The 13,680-nt window shown below is 63.7% G+C and carries 13 protein-coding genes; 4 read left to right on the top strand and 9 right to left on the bottom strand.

Annotated elements, in window-relative coordinates; genetic code table 11:
- The first annotated feature begins 46 nt into the window (after positions 1-46).
- Positions 47-1,312 (top strand): acetate kinase, encoded by a 1,266-nt coding sequence (locus DESUT3_RS06125; protein ID WP_221251557.1) that lies wholly within the window; start codon positions 47-49, stop codon positions 1,310-1,312.
- Between the two features lie 93 nt (positions 1,313-1,405).
- Here DESUT3_RS06125 and pta read toward each other — a convergent pair whose 3' ends face one another.
- The gene (pta, locus tag DESUT3_RS06120; protein ID WP_221251556.1) at positions 1,406-2,407 is read right to left on the bottom strand and encodes a phosphate acetyltransferase; all 1,002 of its coding nucleotides are present in this window, start codon (positions 2,405-2,407) and stop codon (positions 1,406-1,408) included.
- Positions 2,408-2,591: 184 nt separating this feature from the next.
- Here pta and DESUT3_RS06115 point away from each other — a divergent pair, with 184 nt between their 5' ends.
- Complete coding sequence (locus tag DESUT3_RS06115; RefSeq protein WP_221251555.1) at positions 2,592-3,521, top strand: energy transducer TonB; 930 nt, start codon at positions 2,592-2,594, stop codon at positions 3,519-3,521.
- A gap of 51 nt (positions 3,522-3,572) precedes the next feature.
- Here DESUT3_RS06115 and gcvPB read toward each other — a convergent pair whose 3' ends face one another.
- From gcvPB to folD, 7 genes are all read right to left on the bottom strand, one after another.
- On the bottom strand, positions 3,573-5,027 hold the full coding sequence (gcvPB, locus tag DESUT3_RS06110) for an aminomethyl-transferring glycine dehydrogenase subunit GcvPB (RefSeq protein WP_221251554.1): 1,455 nt from the start codon (positions 5,025-5,027) through the stop codon (positions 3,573-3,575).
- The gene (gene gcvPA, locus DESUT3_RS06105) at positions 5,024-6,373 is read right to left on the bottom strand and encodes an aminomethyl-transferring glycine dehydrogenase subunit GcvPA (RefSeq protein WP_221251553.1); all 1,350 of its coding nucleotides are present in this window, start codon (positions 6,371-6,373) and stop codon (positions 5,024-5,026) included. The genes gcvPB and gcvPA overlap by 4 nt, the downstream gene beginning before the upstream one ends.
- A gap of 140 nt (positions 6,374-6,513) precedes the next feature.
- Positions 6,514-6,897 (bottom strand): glycine cleavage system protein GcvH, encoded by a 384-nt coding sequence (gene gcvH, locus DESUT3_RS06100; RefSeq protein ID WP_221251552.1) that lies wholly within the window; start codon positions 6,895-6,897, stop codon positions 6,514-6,516.
- Between the two features lie 173 nt (positions 6,898-7,070).
- Positions 7,071-8,171, bottom strand: a complete 1,101-nt coding sequence (gene gcvT / locus DESUT3_RS06095) for a glycine cleavage system aminomethyltransferase GcvT (RefSeq protein WP_221251551.1) — start codon at positions 8,169-8,171, stop codon at positions 7,071-7,073.
- Between the two features lie 33 nt (positions 8,172-8,204).
- A complete protein-coding gene (locus DESUT3_RS06090) occupies positions 8,205-9,068 on the bottom strand; it encodes a methylenetetrahydrofolate reductase (RefSeq protein WP_221251550.1) in 864 nt (287 codons plus the stop codon).
- Between the two features lie 70 nt (positions 9,069-9,138).
- Positions 9,139-9,783, bottom strand: a complete 645-nt coding sequence (locus tag DESUT3_RS06085; protein ID WP_221251549.1) for a methylenetetrahydrofolate reductase C-terminal domain-containing protein — start codon at positions 9,781-9,783, stop codon at positions 9,139-9,141.
- A 91-nt stretch (positions 9,784-9,874) separates the two neighbouring features.
- Entirely contained in the window at positions 9,875-10,726 is an 852-nt protein-coding gene (gene folD / locus DESUT3_RS06080) for a bifunctional methylenetetrahydrofolate dehydrogenase/methenyltetrahydrofolate cyclohydrolase FolD (RefSeq protein ID WP_221251548.1), read from the bottom strand.
- Positions 10,727-11,200: 474 nt separating this feature from the next.
- On the opposite strand from folD, the gene DESUT3_RS06075 reads away from it, so the two are divergent.
- On the top strand, positions 11,201-12,190 hold the full coding sequence (locus DESUT3_RS06075) for a GGDEF domain-containing protein (protein ID WP_221251547.1): 990 nt from the start codon (positions 11,201-11,203) through the stop codon (positions 12,188-12,190).
- A gap of 83 nt (positions 12,191-12,273) precedes the next feature.
- Here the strand turns inward: DESUT3_RS06075 and DESUT3_RS06070 are convergent, their stop codons facing one another.
- Positions 12,274-12,528: an FmdB family zinc ribbon protein gene (locus tag DESUT3_RS06070; RefSeq protein WP_221251546.1), complete on the bottom strand. Its 255-nt coding sequence runs from the start codon at positions 12,526-12,528 to the stop codon at positions 12,274-12,276.
- Between the two features lie 208 nt (positions 12,529-12,736).
- Between DESUT3_RS06070 and DESUT3_RS06065 the strand changes: the two genes are divergently transcribed.
- Positions 12,737-13,345, top strand: a complete 609-nt coding sequence (locus DESUT3_RS06065; RefSeq protein WP_221251545.1) for a DUF4126 domain-containing protein — start codon at positions 12,737-12,739, stop codon at positions 13,343-13,345.
- Positions 13,346-13,680 lie beyond the last annotated feature (335 nt).

The following is a 13,680-nucleotide window of genomic DNA, read 5'->3' as shown; positions in this document are numbered from 1 at the left end:
CATAACCTTTTTCCATAGCGCGAAACCCGAGGAGGAGTGATTTAAAATGGACATTCTCGCTTTGAACTGCGGCAGCTCATCGGTCAAGTACCAGCTTTTCGACTGGAAGAAGAAGGAAGTGATCGCCAAGGGGATGGTGGAAAGGGTCACCATCGGCGACTCGTTCATCATCCACGAGGTCCCCGGCCGCGAAACCTACCGCGAAGAATACGAATGCCCCACCCACGAAGTCGCCATCCATCTGATCATCAAGATGCTGGCCGACACCAAGCACGGGGTGGTCAAGGACATCCAGCAGATCTCCGCGGTCGGCCATCGCGTGGTCCACGGCGGGGAGAAGTTCACCCGCTCGGTCCTCATCGACGACGCGGTGCTCGAGGCGATCAAGGAAGTTCAGCACCTGGCCCCCCTGCACAACCCGCCGAACATCTCCGGCATCGAGGCCGCCAAATCGGTGCTGCCGCAGGTGCCGCACATCGCCATCTTCGACACCGCCTTCCACCAGACCATGCCCAAGGCCGCCTACACCTACCCCCTGCCCCTGGAGTGGTATGAGAAATACGGCGTGCGCCGCTACGGGTTCCACGGCACCAGCCACCTGTACGTCTCCAAGCGGGCGGCGGTCCTGCTCGGCAAGGCGCCCAAGGACTGCAACATCATCACCATGCACATCGGCAACGGAGTCTCCCACTCGGCGATCAAGGGCGGGGTTTCAGTGGACACCTCCATGGGCCTGACCCCCCTCGAGGGGGCGGTCATGGGGACCCGCTGCGGCGACATCGACCCGGCCATCCCCGCCTTCATCATGGAGAAGGAGAACTTGGGCCCCAAGCAGATCGACTCGATCCTCAACAAGAAATCGGGGGTCCTGGGGATCACCGGGCACTACACCGACCGGCGCGACGTGATCGAAGGGGCCGAAAACGGCGATGAGCGCTGTCAGCTGGCGCTGGAGATCGAAGCCTACCGGCTGAAAAAGTACATCGGCTCCTACGCGGCTGCCGTTGGCGGCATCGACGCGGTGGTCTTCACCGCCGGGGTGGGGGAGATGGGTTGGCAGATCCGCGAAAAAACCCTGGAGGGGCTCGAGTTCATGGGCATCCACCTGGACAAGGAGAAAAACCGCAACACCATGACCCGCAAGCGGGAGAGCGTGATCACCCGCCCCGACTCCCCGGTCAAGGTTTTCGTCATCCCGACGGACGAGGAGTTGGTGTTCACCGAGGATGTGGTCGCCATCCTCGAGGGGACCTACGCAGACCACATGAACTTCCGCTATTCCTTCGCCAGCAGCGAATTTCAGCGCAAGTAGGACAACCGGCGCCAGGTTGCGCAGCAAACAAGAAGGCCGGCGGGAAACCCCGCCGGCCTTCTTGTTTGCTGCGATTTTCACCAGTCGGCAATGTCAGGCCTGCGCCTGCACCGCGGTGATCGCCGAGACGCTGATGATATCCTCCACGGAACAGCCGCGGGACAGGTCGTTGACCGGCTTGGCCAGGCCCTGGATGATGGGGCCGACGGCCTCGGCGCCGGCGAGGCGCTCGACCAGCTTGTAGCCGATGTTGCCCGCGTCCAGCGTGGGGAAGATGATGGTGTTGGCCTTGCCCGCCACCGGAGAGCCGGGGGCCTTTTTCGCCCCGACCTTGGGCAGCAGCGCGGCGTCGGCCTGCAGTTCACCGTCGATCTGCAGGGCCGGGTCCATCCCCTTGGCGATTTCCAGGGCCTTGAGGACCTTGTCCACGTCCTCGTGCTTGGCGCTCCCCTTGGTGGAGAAGGAGAGCATGCCGACCCGGGCCTCGACCCCCAGGAAGCTCTTGCAGCTGCGGGCGGTGGCCACGGCGATCTCGGCCAGGGCCTGGGCGTCGGGATTGGGGTTGACGGCGCAGTCGGCGAACAGCAGAGTGCCGTTCTCGCCGAACTCGGGGGTCTTGGTGACCATCAGGAATACCGAGGATACGGTCTTCATGCCCGGCGCGGTCCCGACCACCTGGAAGGCGGCCCGCAGCACGTCGCCGGTGGTGTTGTAGGCCCCGGCCACGGCGCCGCCGGCATCGCCCATGCGCACCATCATGGCACCGAAGTAGAGGTTGTCGTCCCCGGTGAGCAGCTCTTTGGCCGCCTCGCGCGAAAGCCCTTTTTTCTTGCGCAGCTCCACCAGTTCATCGATGTACTGCTCCAGCTTGGGGGCGCTCTTCGGGTCGAGCAGGGTCACCCCATCGAGGGAAGCGCCGAGTTCCTGCGCCTTGGTCCCGAGGGTCGCGGGGTTGCCCAGCAGGACCACCTTGGCCAGGCCGTCCTTGACTATCTGGCCGGCAGCCTGGACCATGCGGTCGTCGTACCCCTCGGGCAGGACCACGGTTTGCAGGTTCTGACGGGCCTTGGCTTTTATCTGATCGACTAAGTGCATGGAACATCCTCCGTGTGGAAAGCGTTGATTTTAAAGGTTAACTTATAGCCGATGCGGAAGAGGTGGTCAACCCGCTTTTCATGACCGGGTCACAGATTTTGGCAAACGAAACATTTCTGCCTCCCGGCGGCGGGCTTCATGTATAATGTGGCGACACTGACCTCCCAATGGCCTGCCCCTGACGATGTTTCAAGAACGCCGACAAAGCCACCTCCTGGCAGCCTTTTTCATCCTCTCGCTGCTGCTGCACCTGCTGCTGATTTACCTGCTGCCGCAGCGCTCCCTGGTCCCGGCCCCCCGGCCCGAACCGGTCTATGTCGAGGTGCGCCCCCCCCGCCCCGCGCCGCCCCGCGAGCGCGAACTCGACGTGCCTGCCCCGCCCGAGCCGGAGCAGCCCCGGGAAACCCCGGCCAGGCGCCTCGGGCCCCAGGACCAGGTCGTGACCCGGGAGACGGCCCCCCGCGGCGCGGACGTCGAGGACAGGCTGCCCGCTGCGCCTTCACCGCGGGGGGCTCCCCAGCCCCGCCCGCAGCCCCAGACCCGACCCCAACCGAAGCCTGCCGCGCCCGCCGCGCCGCGGCAGCAGGAGCCGCGCAACCGGGCCGCCGCCGAGGAGGCGGCGCGCCCGCAATCTCAAGCGGAGCCCCAGGCCGCCCCGCAGACGGCTCCGCCGAGGGAGAAGCTCCCCGACTTGCAGTCGCTGCTGACGCTGCCCCAGACGACGGTCGCCCGCCTCGAGAGCGAATGGCGCCAGAAATACCGGGCGGATGTCGAGCAGGGCGACGCGGTCTGGCTCGACATGGAAAGGGACCTGCTCTATTCGTTTTTCAAGCGTTTCCGGGACAACATCTACGCGGTCTGGAATTATCCGGCCCGCTCGGCGGAACGCGGCGACGAAGGGACCTGCCTGCTGAAAATCACCGTCAACCGCGACGGCACGCTGCGCCAGGTGCAGCTGATGGAAAGCAGCGGCCACAAGGTCCTCGACGAGGAAGCCCTCCAGGCGGTGCAGAAGGGCTCGCCCTTCGGCCCCCTGCCGCGCTCCTTTACCAAGGACGAGTTGAGCATTTTCGCGTTCTTCCGCTACAACCTGACCCGCCGGGTCATCTACTGAAGCTCCGGCAACGACGAAGGGCGCCTCGCGGCGCCCTTCGTCGTTATCCTCCTACCCTTCCCACTTCAGCCGCGGATTGCGCGCCGCTGCGGTTTCGTCCATGCGCCCGACCCGCGTGCGGACCGGTGCCTGGTGCAGCAGTTCGGGGTTGTCCCTGGCTTCTGCGGCGATGGCCAGCATCGCCTCGCAGAACTCATCCAGGACTTCCTGACTTTCCGTTTCGGTCGGCTCGATCATGATCGCGCCCTTGACCACCAGGGGGAAGTAGACGGTCGGCGGATGGTAACCGTAGTCGATCAGCCGCTTGGCCACATCCAGGGTATGGCAGTCGTTGGGCAGGTTGCGCTCGGAGAAGACCACCTCGTGCAGCGAGCGCTGCTTGTAGGGCAGATGGTAGGTCCCCTCCAGGCGGGCGCGGATGTAGTTGGCGTTGAGCACCGCCATCTGGCTGGCGTGCTTGAGCCCCGCGCCGCCCAGGGTGCGAATGTAGGCATAGGCCCGCACCAGGATGCCGAAGTTGCCGTGAAAAGCCCGCATCCGGCCGATGCTCTGCGGCCGCTGGGAGTCGAGGCGATACTGCCCCGCCTCGCGCACCACCACCGGCACCGGCAGAAACGGCTCCAGGGCCGCGGTGACCCCGACGGGGCCGGCCCCCGGCCCGCCGCCGCCATGGGGCGTGGAGAAGGTCTTGTGCAGGTTGAAATGCATCACGTCGATGCCCATATCCCCGGGCCGGGCGATCCCCATCAGGGCGTTGAGGTTGGCACCGTCGCAGTAGACCAGCCCGCCCTTGGCATGCACCACCTCACAGATCTCCTTGATCTGCGATTCGAACAGCCCCAGGGTGTTGGGGTTGGTCACCATCAGCCCGGCCACGTTCTCGTCCATCAGTTCGGCGACCCGCTCGGCGCTGAGCACCCCGTCGGAGGGGATGGAAACCACCTCGTAGCCGCACAGAGCCGCGGTGGCCGGGTTGGTGCCGTGAGCGGTGTCGGGGATCAGCACCTTCCTGCGCGGGTTGCCCTGGGCCTCGTGCCAGGCGCGGATGATCAGCATGCCGGTCAACTCGCCGTGGGCTCCGGCCGCCGGCTGCAGGGTGACGGCGGGGAACCCGGAGACCTCGGCCAGTTCCTGCTGCAGGCTGAACATCAGCTCCAGCGCCCCCTGGCTGAGATGCTCGGGGGCCAGCGGATGCGCCCCGGCGAAGCCGGCCAGGCGCGCCGCGGCCTCGTTGACCTTGGGGTTGTACTTCATGGTGCAGCTGCCCAGGGGATAGAAGCCCGAATCAACCCCGTAGTTCCAGGTGGACAACCGGGTGAAGTGGCGCACCACGTCGACCTCGGAGAGTTCGGGGAAGCCGGCAACCTCCTCCCGGACCAGCGCCGTGGGGAGCTGCGCTTCGGGCACGTCGAGCGCCGGCAGGCTGTAGCCCTTGCGCCCGGGGTCCGAATGCTCGAATATCAGTTTTTCGTTGAGAACCAGTCCGCTGGTACCGACACTGCTCATTTTTCACCTCCTGCCAGGGCCGCCACCAGGGCGTCGATCTCCTGCCGACTGTTCTGCTCGGTGACGCAGACCAGAAACCGGTTGGACATTTCCGGAAAATACCCTCCCAGCGCGATGCCGCCCAGAATCCCCTGGCGTTCCAGCCGCTCCAGCACCGCCCCGGCCTCCACGCCGGCCTCGACCACGAATTCGTTGAAGGTCGCCCCGGCAAAGGGGATGGAAAAGCCCTGCAGGGCGCCGATGGCCCGCTTGGCATACTCGGCCTTGGAGAAGTTCTGCACGGCGACCTCGCGGATACCGGATTTGCCCATCAGCGACAGGTAGATGGTCGCCATCAGGGCACAGAGGCCTTCGTTGGAGCAGATGTTGGAGGTGGCTTTTTCGCGGCGGATGTGCTGCTCGCGGGTGGCCAGGGTCAGGACAAAGCCGCGCTGCCCCCGGGTATCGAGGGTCTCCCCCACCAGCCGGCCGGGCATGGTGCGCAGATCCTTCTGGCGGGCGGCGAAGAACCCCAGGTAGGGGCCGCCGAAGGCAACGGGGATCCCGAAACTCTGCCCCTCGCCGGCGACGATGTCGGCACCCAACTCCCCGGGGGATTTGAGCAATCCCAGGGCGATGGGCTCCTGCACCGCAGCGACCAGCCGCGCCCCCAGCCCATGGGCCACTTCGGCCTGGGCCGCGAGATCCTCGACTACGCCGAAAAAGTTGGGATAGCCCACGACCAGCGCGGCGGTCTCCTTGTCGAGCAGCGAGGAGAGCGCGCTCATGTCGGTGCCTCCCGAAGCATCGAAGGGGACCGGGACCAGCTCCACATCGAGGTAGCGGCAGTAGGTGGCCACCGTTTCGCGGTACTCCGGATGCAGGGCCTCGGAAATCAGGACCCGTTTGCGCCGGGTGGCGCGCACCGCCATCAACACCGCTTCGGCACAGGCCGAGGCACCGTCGTACATGGAGGCGTTGGCCACGTCCATCCCCGTCAGCTGGCAGACCAGGGTCTGGTATTCGAAGATCGCCTGCAGGGTCCCCTGGCTGATCTCCGGCTGGTAGGGGGTGTAGGCGGTATAGAATTCACTGCGGGAGATCAACTGGTCGACCGCCGCCGGGATGAAATGATTGTAGGCGCCGCCGCCGAGGAAACTCGGCATGGAGTCAGGGGTGGCATTGCGATCGGCCAGGCTCCGCAGATGACGGAGCAGTTCCGGTTCGGACAGGGGCGCGGAAAGGTCGAGGGGCCGCTGCAGACGCACCGACTTGGGGATTTCTTCGAACAGCTCCTCCAGCGATCCGACCCCGACGGTTTCCAGCATCTGCTGGATGTCTTCCTGGGTGTGGGGAATATAGCGCATGGGTATCTCCTGGAAAATCCATCCGGCCCATCCAGCACGAGCACCCGGCGGCCCCATGGGGGTCGCCGGGTGTCGGGATTGTTGCCGGGCGGATCGATTATCGCCCTTCGGGCAGTACCTCTCCCCGGGAGGGGATCGGGTTATTCCTTCTCGACGAATGCCTGGTACTGCTCGGCGTCCATCAGATCGTCGACCTGCCCGGGCTCGGTCAGGCGGATCTTGATCATCCAGCCGTCCTCGTAAGGGGAGGTGTTGATCAGCTCGGGGGTATCGGGCAGGTCCTCATTGACCTCGACCACCTCCCCGGAGACCGGGGCATAGACATCGGAGACCGCCTTGACCGACTCGACCACGCCGAAGGCCTTGCCTTCCTCGACCATGGTCCCGACCTCGGGCAGTTCCACGAATACCACGTCCCCCAGGGAGTCCTGGGCAAAATCGGTGATCCCTACGGTGACGATGCCGTCCTCGAGCAGAACCCATTCGTGCTCTTCGGTGTACTTCAAGTCCTCGGGAAATTCCATTTTTCATCCTCCTTGGCCATGCGGCTGGCAAAATTCTCTAACGGGCGAATCGCCTTGAGCTGATGACTGATTTCAGAATCCCCGGGTTCCCGCCGGGCCGGGCGCAGGCCGTTGCCCCAGGCCCGGTTCTAACCCGGCTTCGGGACCTTCTTGCCGTCCCGAGGGGGGGGGAATCAGGAATTCTGTTTGACAAAGGGGGTGTGGGCGACCCGGGCGCCGACCTGGCGGCTGCGGATGCCGATCTGCAAATCGGTCCCGACGGCAGCCTGGCCGCTCTCCACCAGGGCCAGCCCGATCCCGACGCGCAGCGAGGGGGACATGGTCCCGCTGGTCACGACACCGACTTCGCGCCCACCGGCCAGAACCGGATAGTCGGCGCGGGGCACCCCCGGCTCGGTCATCACGAAGCCGACCAGGCGGCGGGGGATCCCCTGCTGCTTCATTTTCACCAGGGCCTCGCGACCGATGAAGCTCGGCTTGTCGAGCTTGGTGATCCAGCCGAGCCCGGCCTCGAGGGGGGTGATTTCGGGACTCAGCTCATGGCCGTAAAGGGCGTATTTCATCTCCAGCCGCAAGGTGTCGCGGGCCCCCAGGCCCACCGGAACCAGGCCATCGGCCTCGCCGGCCGCGAGCAGGGCATCCCAGAGCTTCTCCGCGGCCTCGGGGGCGAAATAGAGTTCGAAGCCGCCCGCCCCGGTGTAGCCGGTGCGGGAGATGATCGCCGGGACCCCGCCGACCAGCCCCTCGTAGAAATGGTAATAGGCGATTTTCCCCAGGTCGGTTGCCGTCAGCCGGGCAAGAATAGCGTCCGCGGCCGGCCCCTGCAGGGCCAACTGGGCGAATTCATTGCTGCGGTTGCGCAGGGTGACCCCGGCAAACCCGCCCTCTTCCAGGACTTCCTCCATCCAGGCGAAATCCTTGTCGATATTGGCCGCGTTGACACAGAAAAGGAAATGGTTCTGGTCGAAGCGGTACAGGGTGACATCGTCGACCACCCCGCCATGCGGATAGCACATGGCGCTGTACTGCACCTGGCCGTTGACCAGTTTGGCCGCGTCGTTGACGGTCAGCTCCTGGATAAAGGCGAAGGCGCCCTCCCCCTTCACTTCGATCTCGCCCATGTGAGAGACATCGAAAAGCCCGGCAGCGTTGCGCACCGCCAGGTGTTCCTCGATGACTCCCCGGTATTGCACCGGCATTTCCCAGCCGCCGAAATCGACCATGCGCGCACCCAGTCTCTTGTGCGCCGCGTTCAGGGGCGTTTGTTTCAACATGAATTCCCTCCGGTAAGGATGCGGGTTGGATGATCAGCCAGTCTGATGCAGGATTTCCGGGATGCGCTCCTCGTGCCCCAGGGTCATCAGGTGCACCCCCTGGCAGAGGCTGCGGGCCTGGGCCACCATATCCCGGGCAATGGCCACCCCCTCGTCGAGGGGGTCGGCTGCCTGCTCGAGGCGTTCGACAAGCGGCTCGGGCACCTGCACCCCAGGGATATGCTGGTTGAGAAATCGCGCCATCCGGGCACTTTTGACCAGCAGCACCCCGAGCAGCACAGGAACGCCCAGCGGCCGAGCCGCGGCCATGAATCGCTCCAGGGCCGGGGGGTCGAAAACCGCCTGGGTCTGGAAGAAACCGGCCCCCGCCTCCACCTTCTTGGCAAATTTCTGAAACATCAGCTCAAAGGGTTCGGCCGAGGGGCTCACCGCGGCCCCGCAGCAAAATCTGGGAGCGACCTCCAGGGAACGCCCCGCCAGGTCCTGGCCAAGGGTCAAGCCTTCGACCGCCTGCAGCAATTGAACCGAATCCAGATCGAACACCGATTTCGCTTCGGGGTGGTCGCCGAAGCGCGCATGGTCGCCCGAGAGAATCAGCAGGTTCTCCACCCCCAGCGCCGCGGCCCCGAGCAGGTCGGACTGCAGGGCCAGGCGGTTTCGGTCCCGGCAGGTCAGCTGCAGGACCGGCTCCTGCCCCTGGCGCACCAGCAGCGCCGCCAGCGCCAGGGGGGACATGCGCATGTTGGCCCCCTGGTTGTCCGTGACGTTGATCGCCGTCACCCCGGAAAAGGACCGCGCCTTGGCCAGTGCCTCGCTCGGGTCGGACCCTTTGGGCGGGGCAATTTCGGCGGTGACGACGAACTGACCGGCGTCCAGCTGCTGTTGAAGTTTGGACATTTGAGAACCCGTGGGCCGTGGGCCGTGGGCCGTGAGAAGCATTTACTGCCCACGGACCACGGTCCACGGATCACTTGAGTTTATGTTTCCCCGGCTTGCCCCCCTTGGCCCAGTTCTTGGGGGCGACGGTGCGGGCGAACACGCCCTGGCGGCCCTGCGTCTTGAGCCGCTCATAGATCTGCACCCAGGCGCATTCGCTGTCGCGATCAGCCTCGCAACGCCCCTCCTCCATTCCGCCACAGGGTCCGTTGAGCAAACCCTTGGCGCAATTGGTGACGGGACAGATGCCGGCGGTTTCGTTGAGGATACATTCACCGCACAGCGAGCACTTCTCCTCATACTGGCCGAATCGCCGCACGTTGCCGAGAAACAGTGAGTTTACCCCGCCGATCACCAGCCTGTCCGTACTGCCTGAGACCGACTGGATCCCCGCCCCGCAGGCGAGAACCAGCAGGGCCTGCGCCTCCTCGATCTGAGCATAGTGCTGGCGCAGGTCCCTGGCGGCGCGCATGATGTGACAGGCCTCATCGATGACAACGCTGCCGGTGACCTCCTTGCCCTGGCCGCCAAGCCACTCCTGGAGCTGAAACACCTCTTCCTCGCCGCCGGACTTGCAGGCGGTGGCGCAGGCGGCGCACCCCACCAGAAAGATCCGGTCGCGGCCCTCGAGGGCGGCGAGCAACTCCTGCCGGTCCTTCTGCTTGCTGATGATCATCGTTGTCACCCTCGGCGCCCTTGCGCAGGCGCCATGAGACACCAACGCCCAGGTACGGTTTGCCATACCCGGGCGCTGATCCCCAATCGAGCTATTTTGCGGCGCGGCGCTTTGCGCTTTCCACGGTGTTGTAAAGCAGCATGGTGATGGTCATGGGGCCGACCCCGCCGGGGACCGGGGTGATGGCACTGGCCCGCTCGCTGGCCGCGGCGAAATCCACATCGCCTACGAGTTTCTTCTCGCCCACCCGGTTGACGCCGACGTCAATCACCACCGCGCCGGGCTTGATCCAATCGCCCTTGATCATCTCCGGTCGGCCCACGGCGGCGACGACCACATCGGCGCGCCGCACCTGGTCGGCCAGGTCCCGGGTCCGGGAGTGGCAGATGGTGACCGTGGCGTGTTTGGCCAGGCACATCAAGGCCACCGGTTTGCCCACGATGTTGGAGCGGCCGACCACGACGACTTCCTTGCCCGCCAGTTCAACGCCGCTGTGCTCCAGCATCTTCATTACCCCATAGGGGGTGCAGGGCTGAAAAAGGGGATTGCCGGTCGCCAGGCGCCCGACGTTATAGGGATGAAAACCGTCCACGTCCTTTTCCGGAGAAATCGCCTCGAGCACCTTGCTCTCGTCGATATGTCCCGGCAGCGGCAACTGGACCAGGATGCCGTCGATGCGCCGGTCGCGGTTGAGTTCGTCAATCAGGGCCAGGAGCTGGGCCTCGGAGGTTTCGGCCGGCAGCTTGTGCTCGTCCGAAAAAATCCCTGCCTGCTCGCAGGCCTTCTCCTTCATCGACACGTACACCCGGCTGGCCGGGTCGTCCCCCACCAGTACCACCGCCAGCCCCGGAGTCACGTTTTCGGCCTTGAGAACCTGAACCTCGGCCGCGATCTGCTTGCGGATATCAGCGGCAATCGCCTTGCCATCAATAATTTTGCTCACTAAAAACACCTCCCTGGAAATGCAGCAACTATACGAAACACCATCAGGATTGTAAAGGCCCAGAAACCCCTGATCCAGTCAAATTGAGCCAAGCCTTTCATTTCTGCGACCATCGATGAAATTTCAGCACCTTACACCCAACATGTCAAAATGACGTCAAATCGCAGTCACAACCTCCGATGCAGCAAAAGTCCCCAGCTTCGGGTCAAAACTATGTCTTTGAGGCAGCCGGGCCAGCCTTGCCCCGGCGATGAAATTCATTTTCTTCGCCCCGGAAAAATCTTGGCCAGCCTACTTTTCATGCTTCATTTCAACACCTTAAACCAACATCAGGTTCAAACCCGGCGCCTCTGGCTTGACAGCAGGGGTACCCCCTCCCATCTTGGCACGCATGATGCTTTAAGGTTGACCATGCCGGCTTCTCATGAACAACATCCATGTCAGCATGCAAATTTTCGCGATAAGGTAAATTCGATGGCCGCAACGACCCTCATCATCGGACAATCCACCAGGCGCAGGCAGGAAATCTCCGACCTGGCCGAATCGACCCAACTGTTCGACCGCATTCTGCACAGCAGCACCCCCAGGGAGACCCTGGCGATGCTGGAGAATTTCAGAATCGACCTGATCTTCTTCGGGATGGAGAAACTATCGAAGGAGGCCTTCGAGTGGACCCGCTATCTGAAACAGCGCGCCGAGTGGAGCGATATCCCCCTGCTTGCTCTCGCAGCAGAAGGCAGTGAAGAAGATAGAATCATCGGTTTCGAATCCGGGGCCAGCGACTGCCTGACCTACGCCACCTCGACCAAGGAGGCCGCCGCGCGCATTCACCGCTACCTCGCCAACAAGAGACGCATGGATCAGTTGCGCAAGGCCAATGCCGACCTGGCGCGCCAGAGCCTGACCGACGAGTTGACCGGGCTGGGCAACCGGCGATTTTTCCACCAGACCCTTGAAGCCGAGGCCTCCCGCAGCAGTCGCTCCGCAACCACCTACTCGCTGATGTTGGTAGACCTGGACCATTTCAAGTCGATCAACGACACCTACGGCCACCCGGCCGGTGACGCGGTGCTCCGGGCGGTCTCGGCCGCCCTGCGCCGCAGCCTGAGAAAACCGGATACCGTCTGCAGATTCGGCGGCGAAGAATTCGCCCTGATCATGCCGGGGACCAGTTCAGACGCGGCCCACCTGGTCGCCGAGCGCGTTCGGGCCCGGATCGCCTCCCTGACTCCCGCCGAGCTGGGCATCGACCTGCGGGTTACCGCCAGCATCGGCATCAGCACCGCAAGCGGTCGAGGCAGCGCCGGCCACCTCGAAATCATCGAGGAGGCCGACCAGGCCCTGTATCGAGCCAAGGAAAACGGCCGCAACCGAACCGAAGTCTATGCCGACGGCAAGCGATTCTTCCCCTCCGCCTTTTTTTCCGGGCAGATCGACCCCGCCACCCTGGCCAGGGCCATCTGATCGCGGCCGAGCAAACCAATCAATAATCAGGAAAAAAAATCCCCGGTCCTTGCGGCCGGGGATTTTTTTTCAAATTCAATCTGTCACTCGTTGGCGGCCTTCGGGCAACCGCCACATGCCGCACCGCCGCCACCGGAAGGGCAGGCCGCGGGTTGCGACCCGCCGGCGTAGCCCTGCTGGTACCAGCCCCCGCCCTTCAAAGCGAAACCGGCCTGGGATATGAGCTTTTTTACCGGACCGCCACAGGCGCTGCATTCGGCTACCGGCGGATCGGAAAACTTCTGACGGACCTCGAAAACCTGATTGCAGCTCTCGCACTGATATTCGTACAACGGCATAACTGAATCCTCCAGCGAATAAATTCATCGTCAATCTAATGGCTTGGCGGGGCCCTTGTCAAGTCCTCCGGGAAATTCTCCAGGAAACCCGACACGGAGCCTCCCGCATTTCTGCGACATTTCGTGCTAAAATAAAAAAACTTCACCATCGCCGTCCGAAAGCTCCCCGTGCGCTCCTCAGCGGAGCAGCCACCGGAAAGGAATCAAGATGGAACAGTTGCACGAGGTCGCCCGTACCATCGCCCTGACCATGGGGGTTGCCTGGGCCAGCGGAATCAACCTCTATGCCGCCATCCTGGTGCTTGGACTGCTCGGCGCAACAGGCAACATAACCCTGCCAGAGAACCTGATGGTTCTCACCGAGCCCGTGGTCATCGCAGCGGCCGGGCTGATGTATGCGGTGGAATTTGTCGCCGACAAGGTGCCTGGAGCCGACACCGGCTGGGATGGCCTGCACACCTTCATTCGCATTCCCGCCGGAGCCCTGTTGGCCGCGGGCGCCGTCGGAGAGGTCAACCCCGCCCTGGCCTTGGCCGCGGCAATCCTCGGCGGGAGCCTGACCGCCGCCACCCATGCCACCAAGGCCGGCTCCCGGGTGGTAATCAACACCTCCCCCGAACCGGTAAGCAACTGGGTCGCCTCGCTGGGCGAAGACATCGCGGTGATCGGCGGCCTGTGGGTTGCCTTGAACTATCCGCTGGTATTCATAGGCCTGCTCATCCTGTTTATCCTGTTCATGATCTGGCTGCTCCCCAAGCTTTGGGTGGCCATCAAGAAGGCCTTCGGATTTCTCGGCAGGATCTTCCGCGAAGCCTGATCACCCTCCAGAAAAAGCCAGTCGGCTCACCGCTATTGACCGCGGGAGAAAACTGCCCGCCGAGCCCCGCCCGGGGCGCGGAAAAAAATGTCGCCCCCACGCCAACACCATTGAAATAGGGTTATTTTCCCCCACACAAGCATTACAAGCAGCCGGCTGAGACACCATAAACATGGTTCTATCAAAAACCAAGACCAGATCCAGCTAAGGCTTTTTTTGGCCACAGCTGGCGATTTTACGCCACATCCATCCGCCAAAATCGCTACTTAAACTGCCAGAACCTAAAGACAGACCCGCGAAAAACCTGGTCGGCCACCAAAGAAAAACGCCTTTTT

Source organism: Desulfuromonas versatilis, assembly GCF_019704135.1.
Taxonomy (GTDB): domain Bacteria; phylum Desulfobacterota; class Desulfuromonadia; order Desulfuromonadales; family NIT-T3; genus Desulfuromonas_A; species Desulfuromonas_A versatilis.
The sequence above is the reverse complement of the archived record's forward strand: the minus strand, read 5'-3'. Positions and strand labels throughout refer to the sequence as shown.

Coding starts and splice junctions, on each gene's coding strand:
- DESUT3_RS06115 (WP_221251555.1), top strand. CDS start 2,592: ATGTTTCAAGAACGCCGACAAAGCCACCTCCTGGCAGCCTTTTTCATC.
- gcvT (WP_221251551.1), bottom strand. CDS start 8,171: ATGTTGAAACAAACGCCCCTGAACGCGGCGCACAAGAGACTGGGTGCG.
- DESUT3_RS06125 (WP_221251557.1), top strand. CDS start 47: ATGGACATTCTCGCTTTGAACTGCGGCAGCTCATCGGTCAAGTACCAG.
- DESUT3_RS06085 (WP_221251549.1), bottom strand. CDS start 9,783: ATGATCATCAGCAAGCAGAAGGACCGGCAGGAGTTGCTCGCCGCCCTC.
- DESUT3_RS06090 (WP_221251550.1), bottom strand. CDS start 9,068: ATGTCCAAACTTCAACAGCAGCTGGACGCCGGTCAGTTCGTCGTCACC.
- gcvPB (WP_221251554.1), bottom strand. CDS start 5,027: ATGAGCAGTGTCGGTACCAGCGGACTGGTTCTCAACGAAAAACTGATA.
- pta (WP_221251556.1), bottom strand. CDS start 2,407: ATGCACTTAGTCGATCAGATAAAAGCCAAGGCCCGTCAGAACCTGCAA.
- gcvH (WP_221251552.1), bottom strand. CDS start 6,897: ATGGAATTTCCCGAGGACTTGAAGTACACCGAAGAGCACGAATGGGTT.
- DESUT3_RS06070 (WP_221251546.1), bottom strand. CDS start 12,528: ATGCCGTTGTACGAATATCAGTGCGAGAGCTGCAATCAGGTTTTCGAG.
- gcvPA (WP_221251553.1), bottom strand. CDS start 6,373: ATGCGCTATATTCCCCACACCCAGGAAGACATCCAGCAGATGCTGGAA.
- DESUT3_RS06075 (WP_221251547.1), top strand. CDS start 11,201: ATGGCCGCAACGACCCTCATCATCGGACAATCCACCAGGCGCAGGCAG.
- DESUT3_RS06065 (WP_221251545.1), top strand. CDS start 12,737: ATGGAACAGTTGCACGAGGTCGCCCGTACCATCGCCCTGACCATGGGG.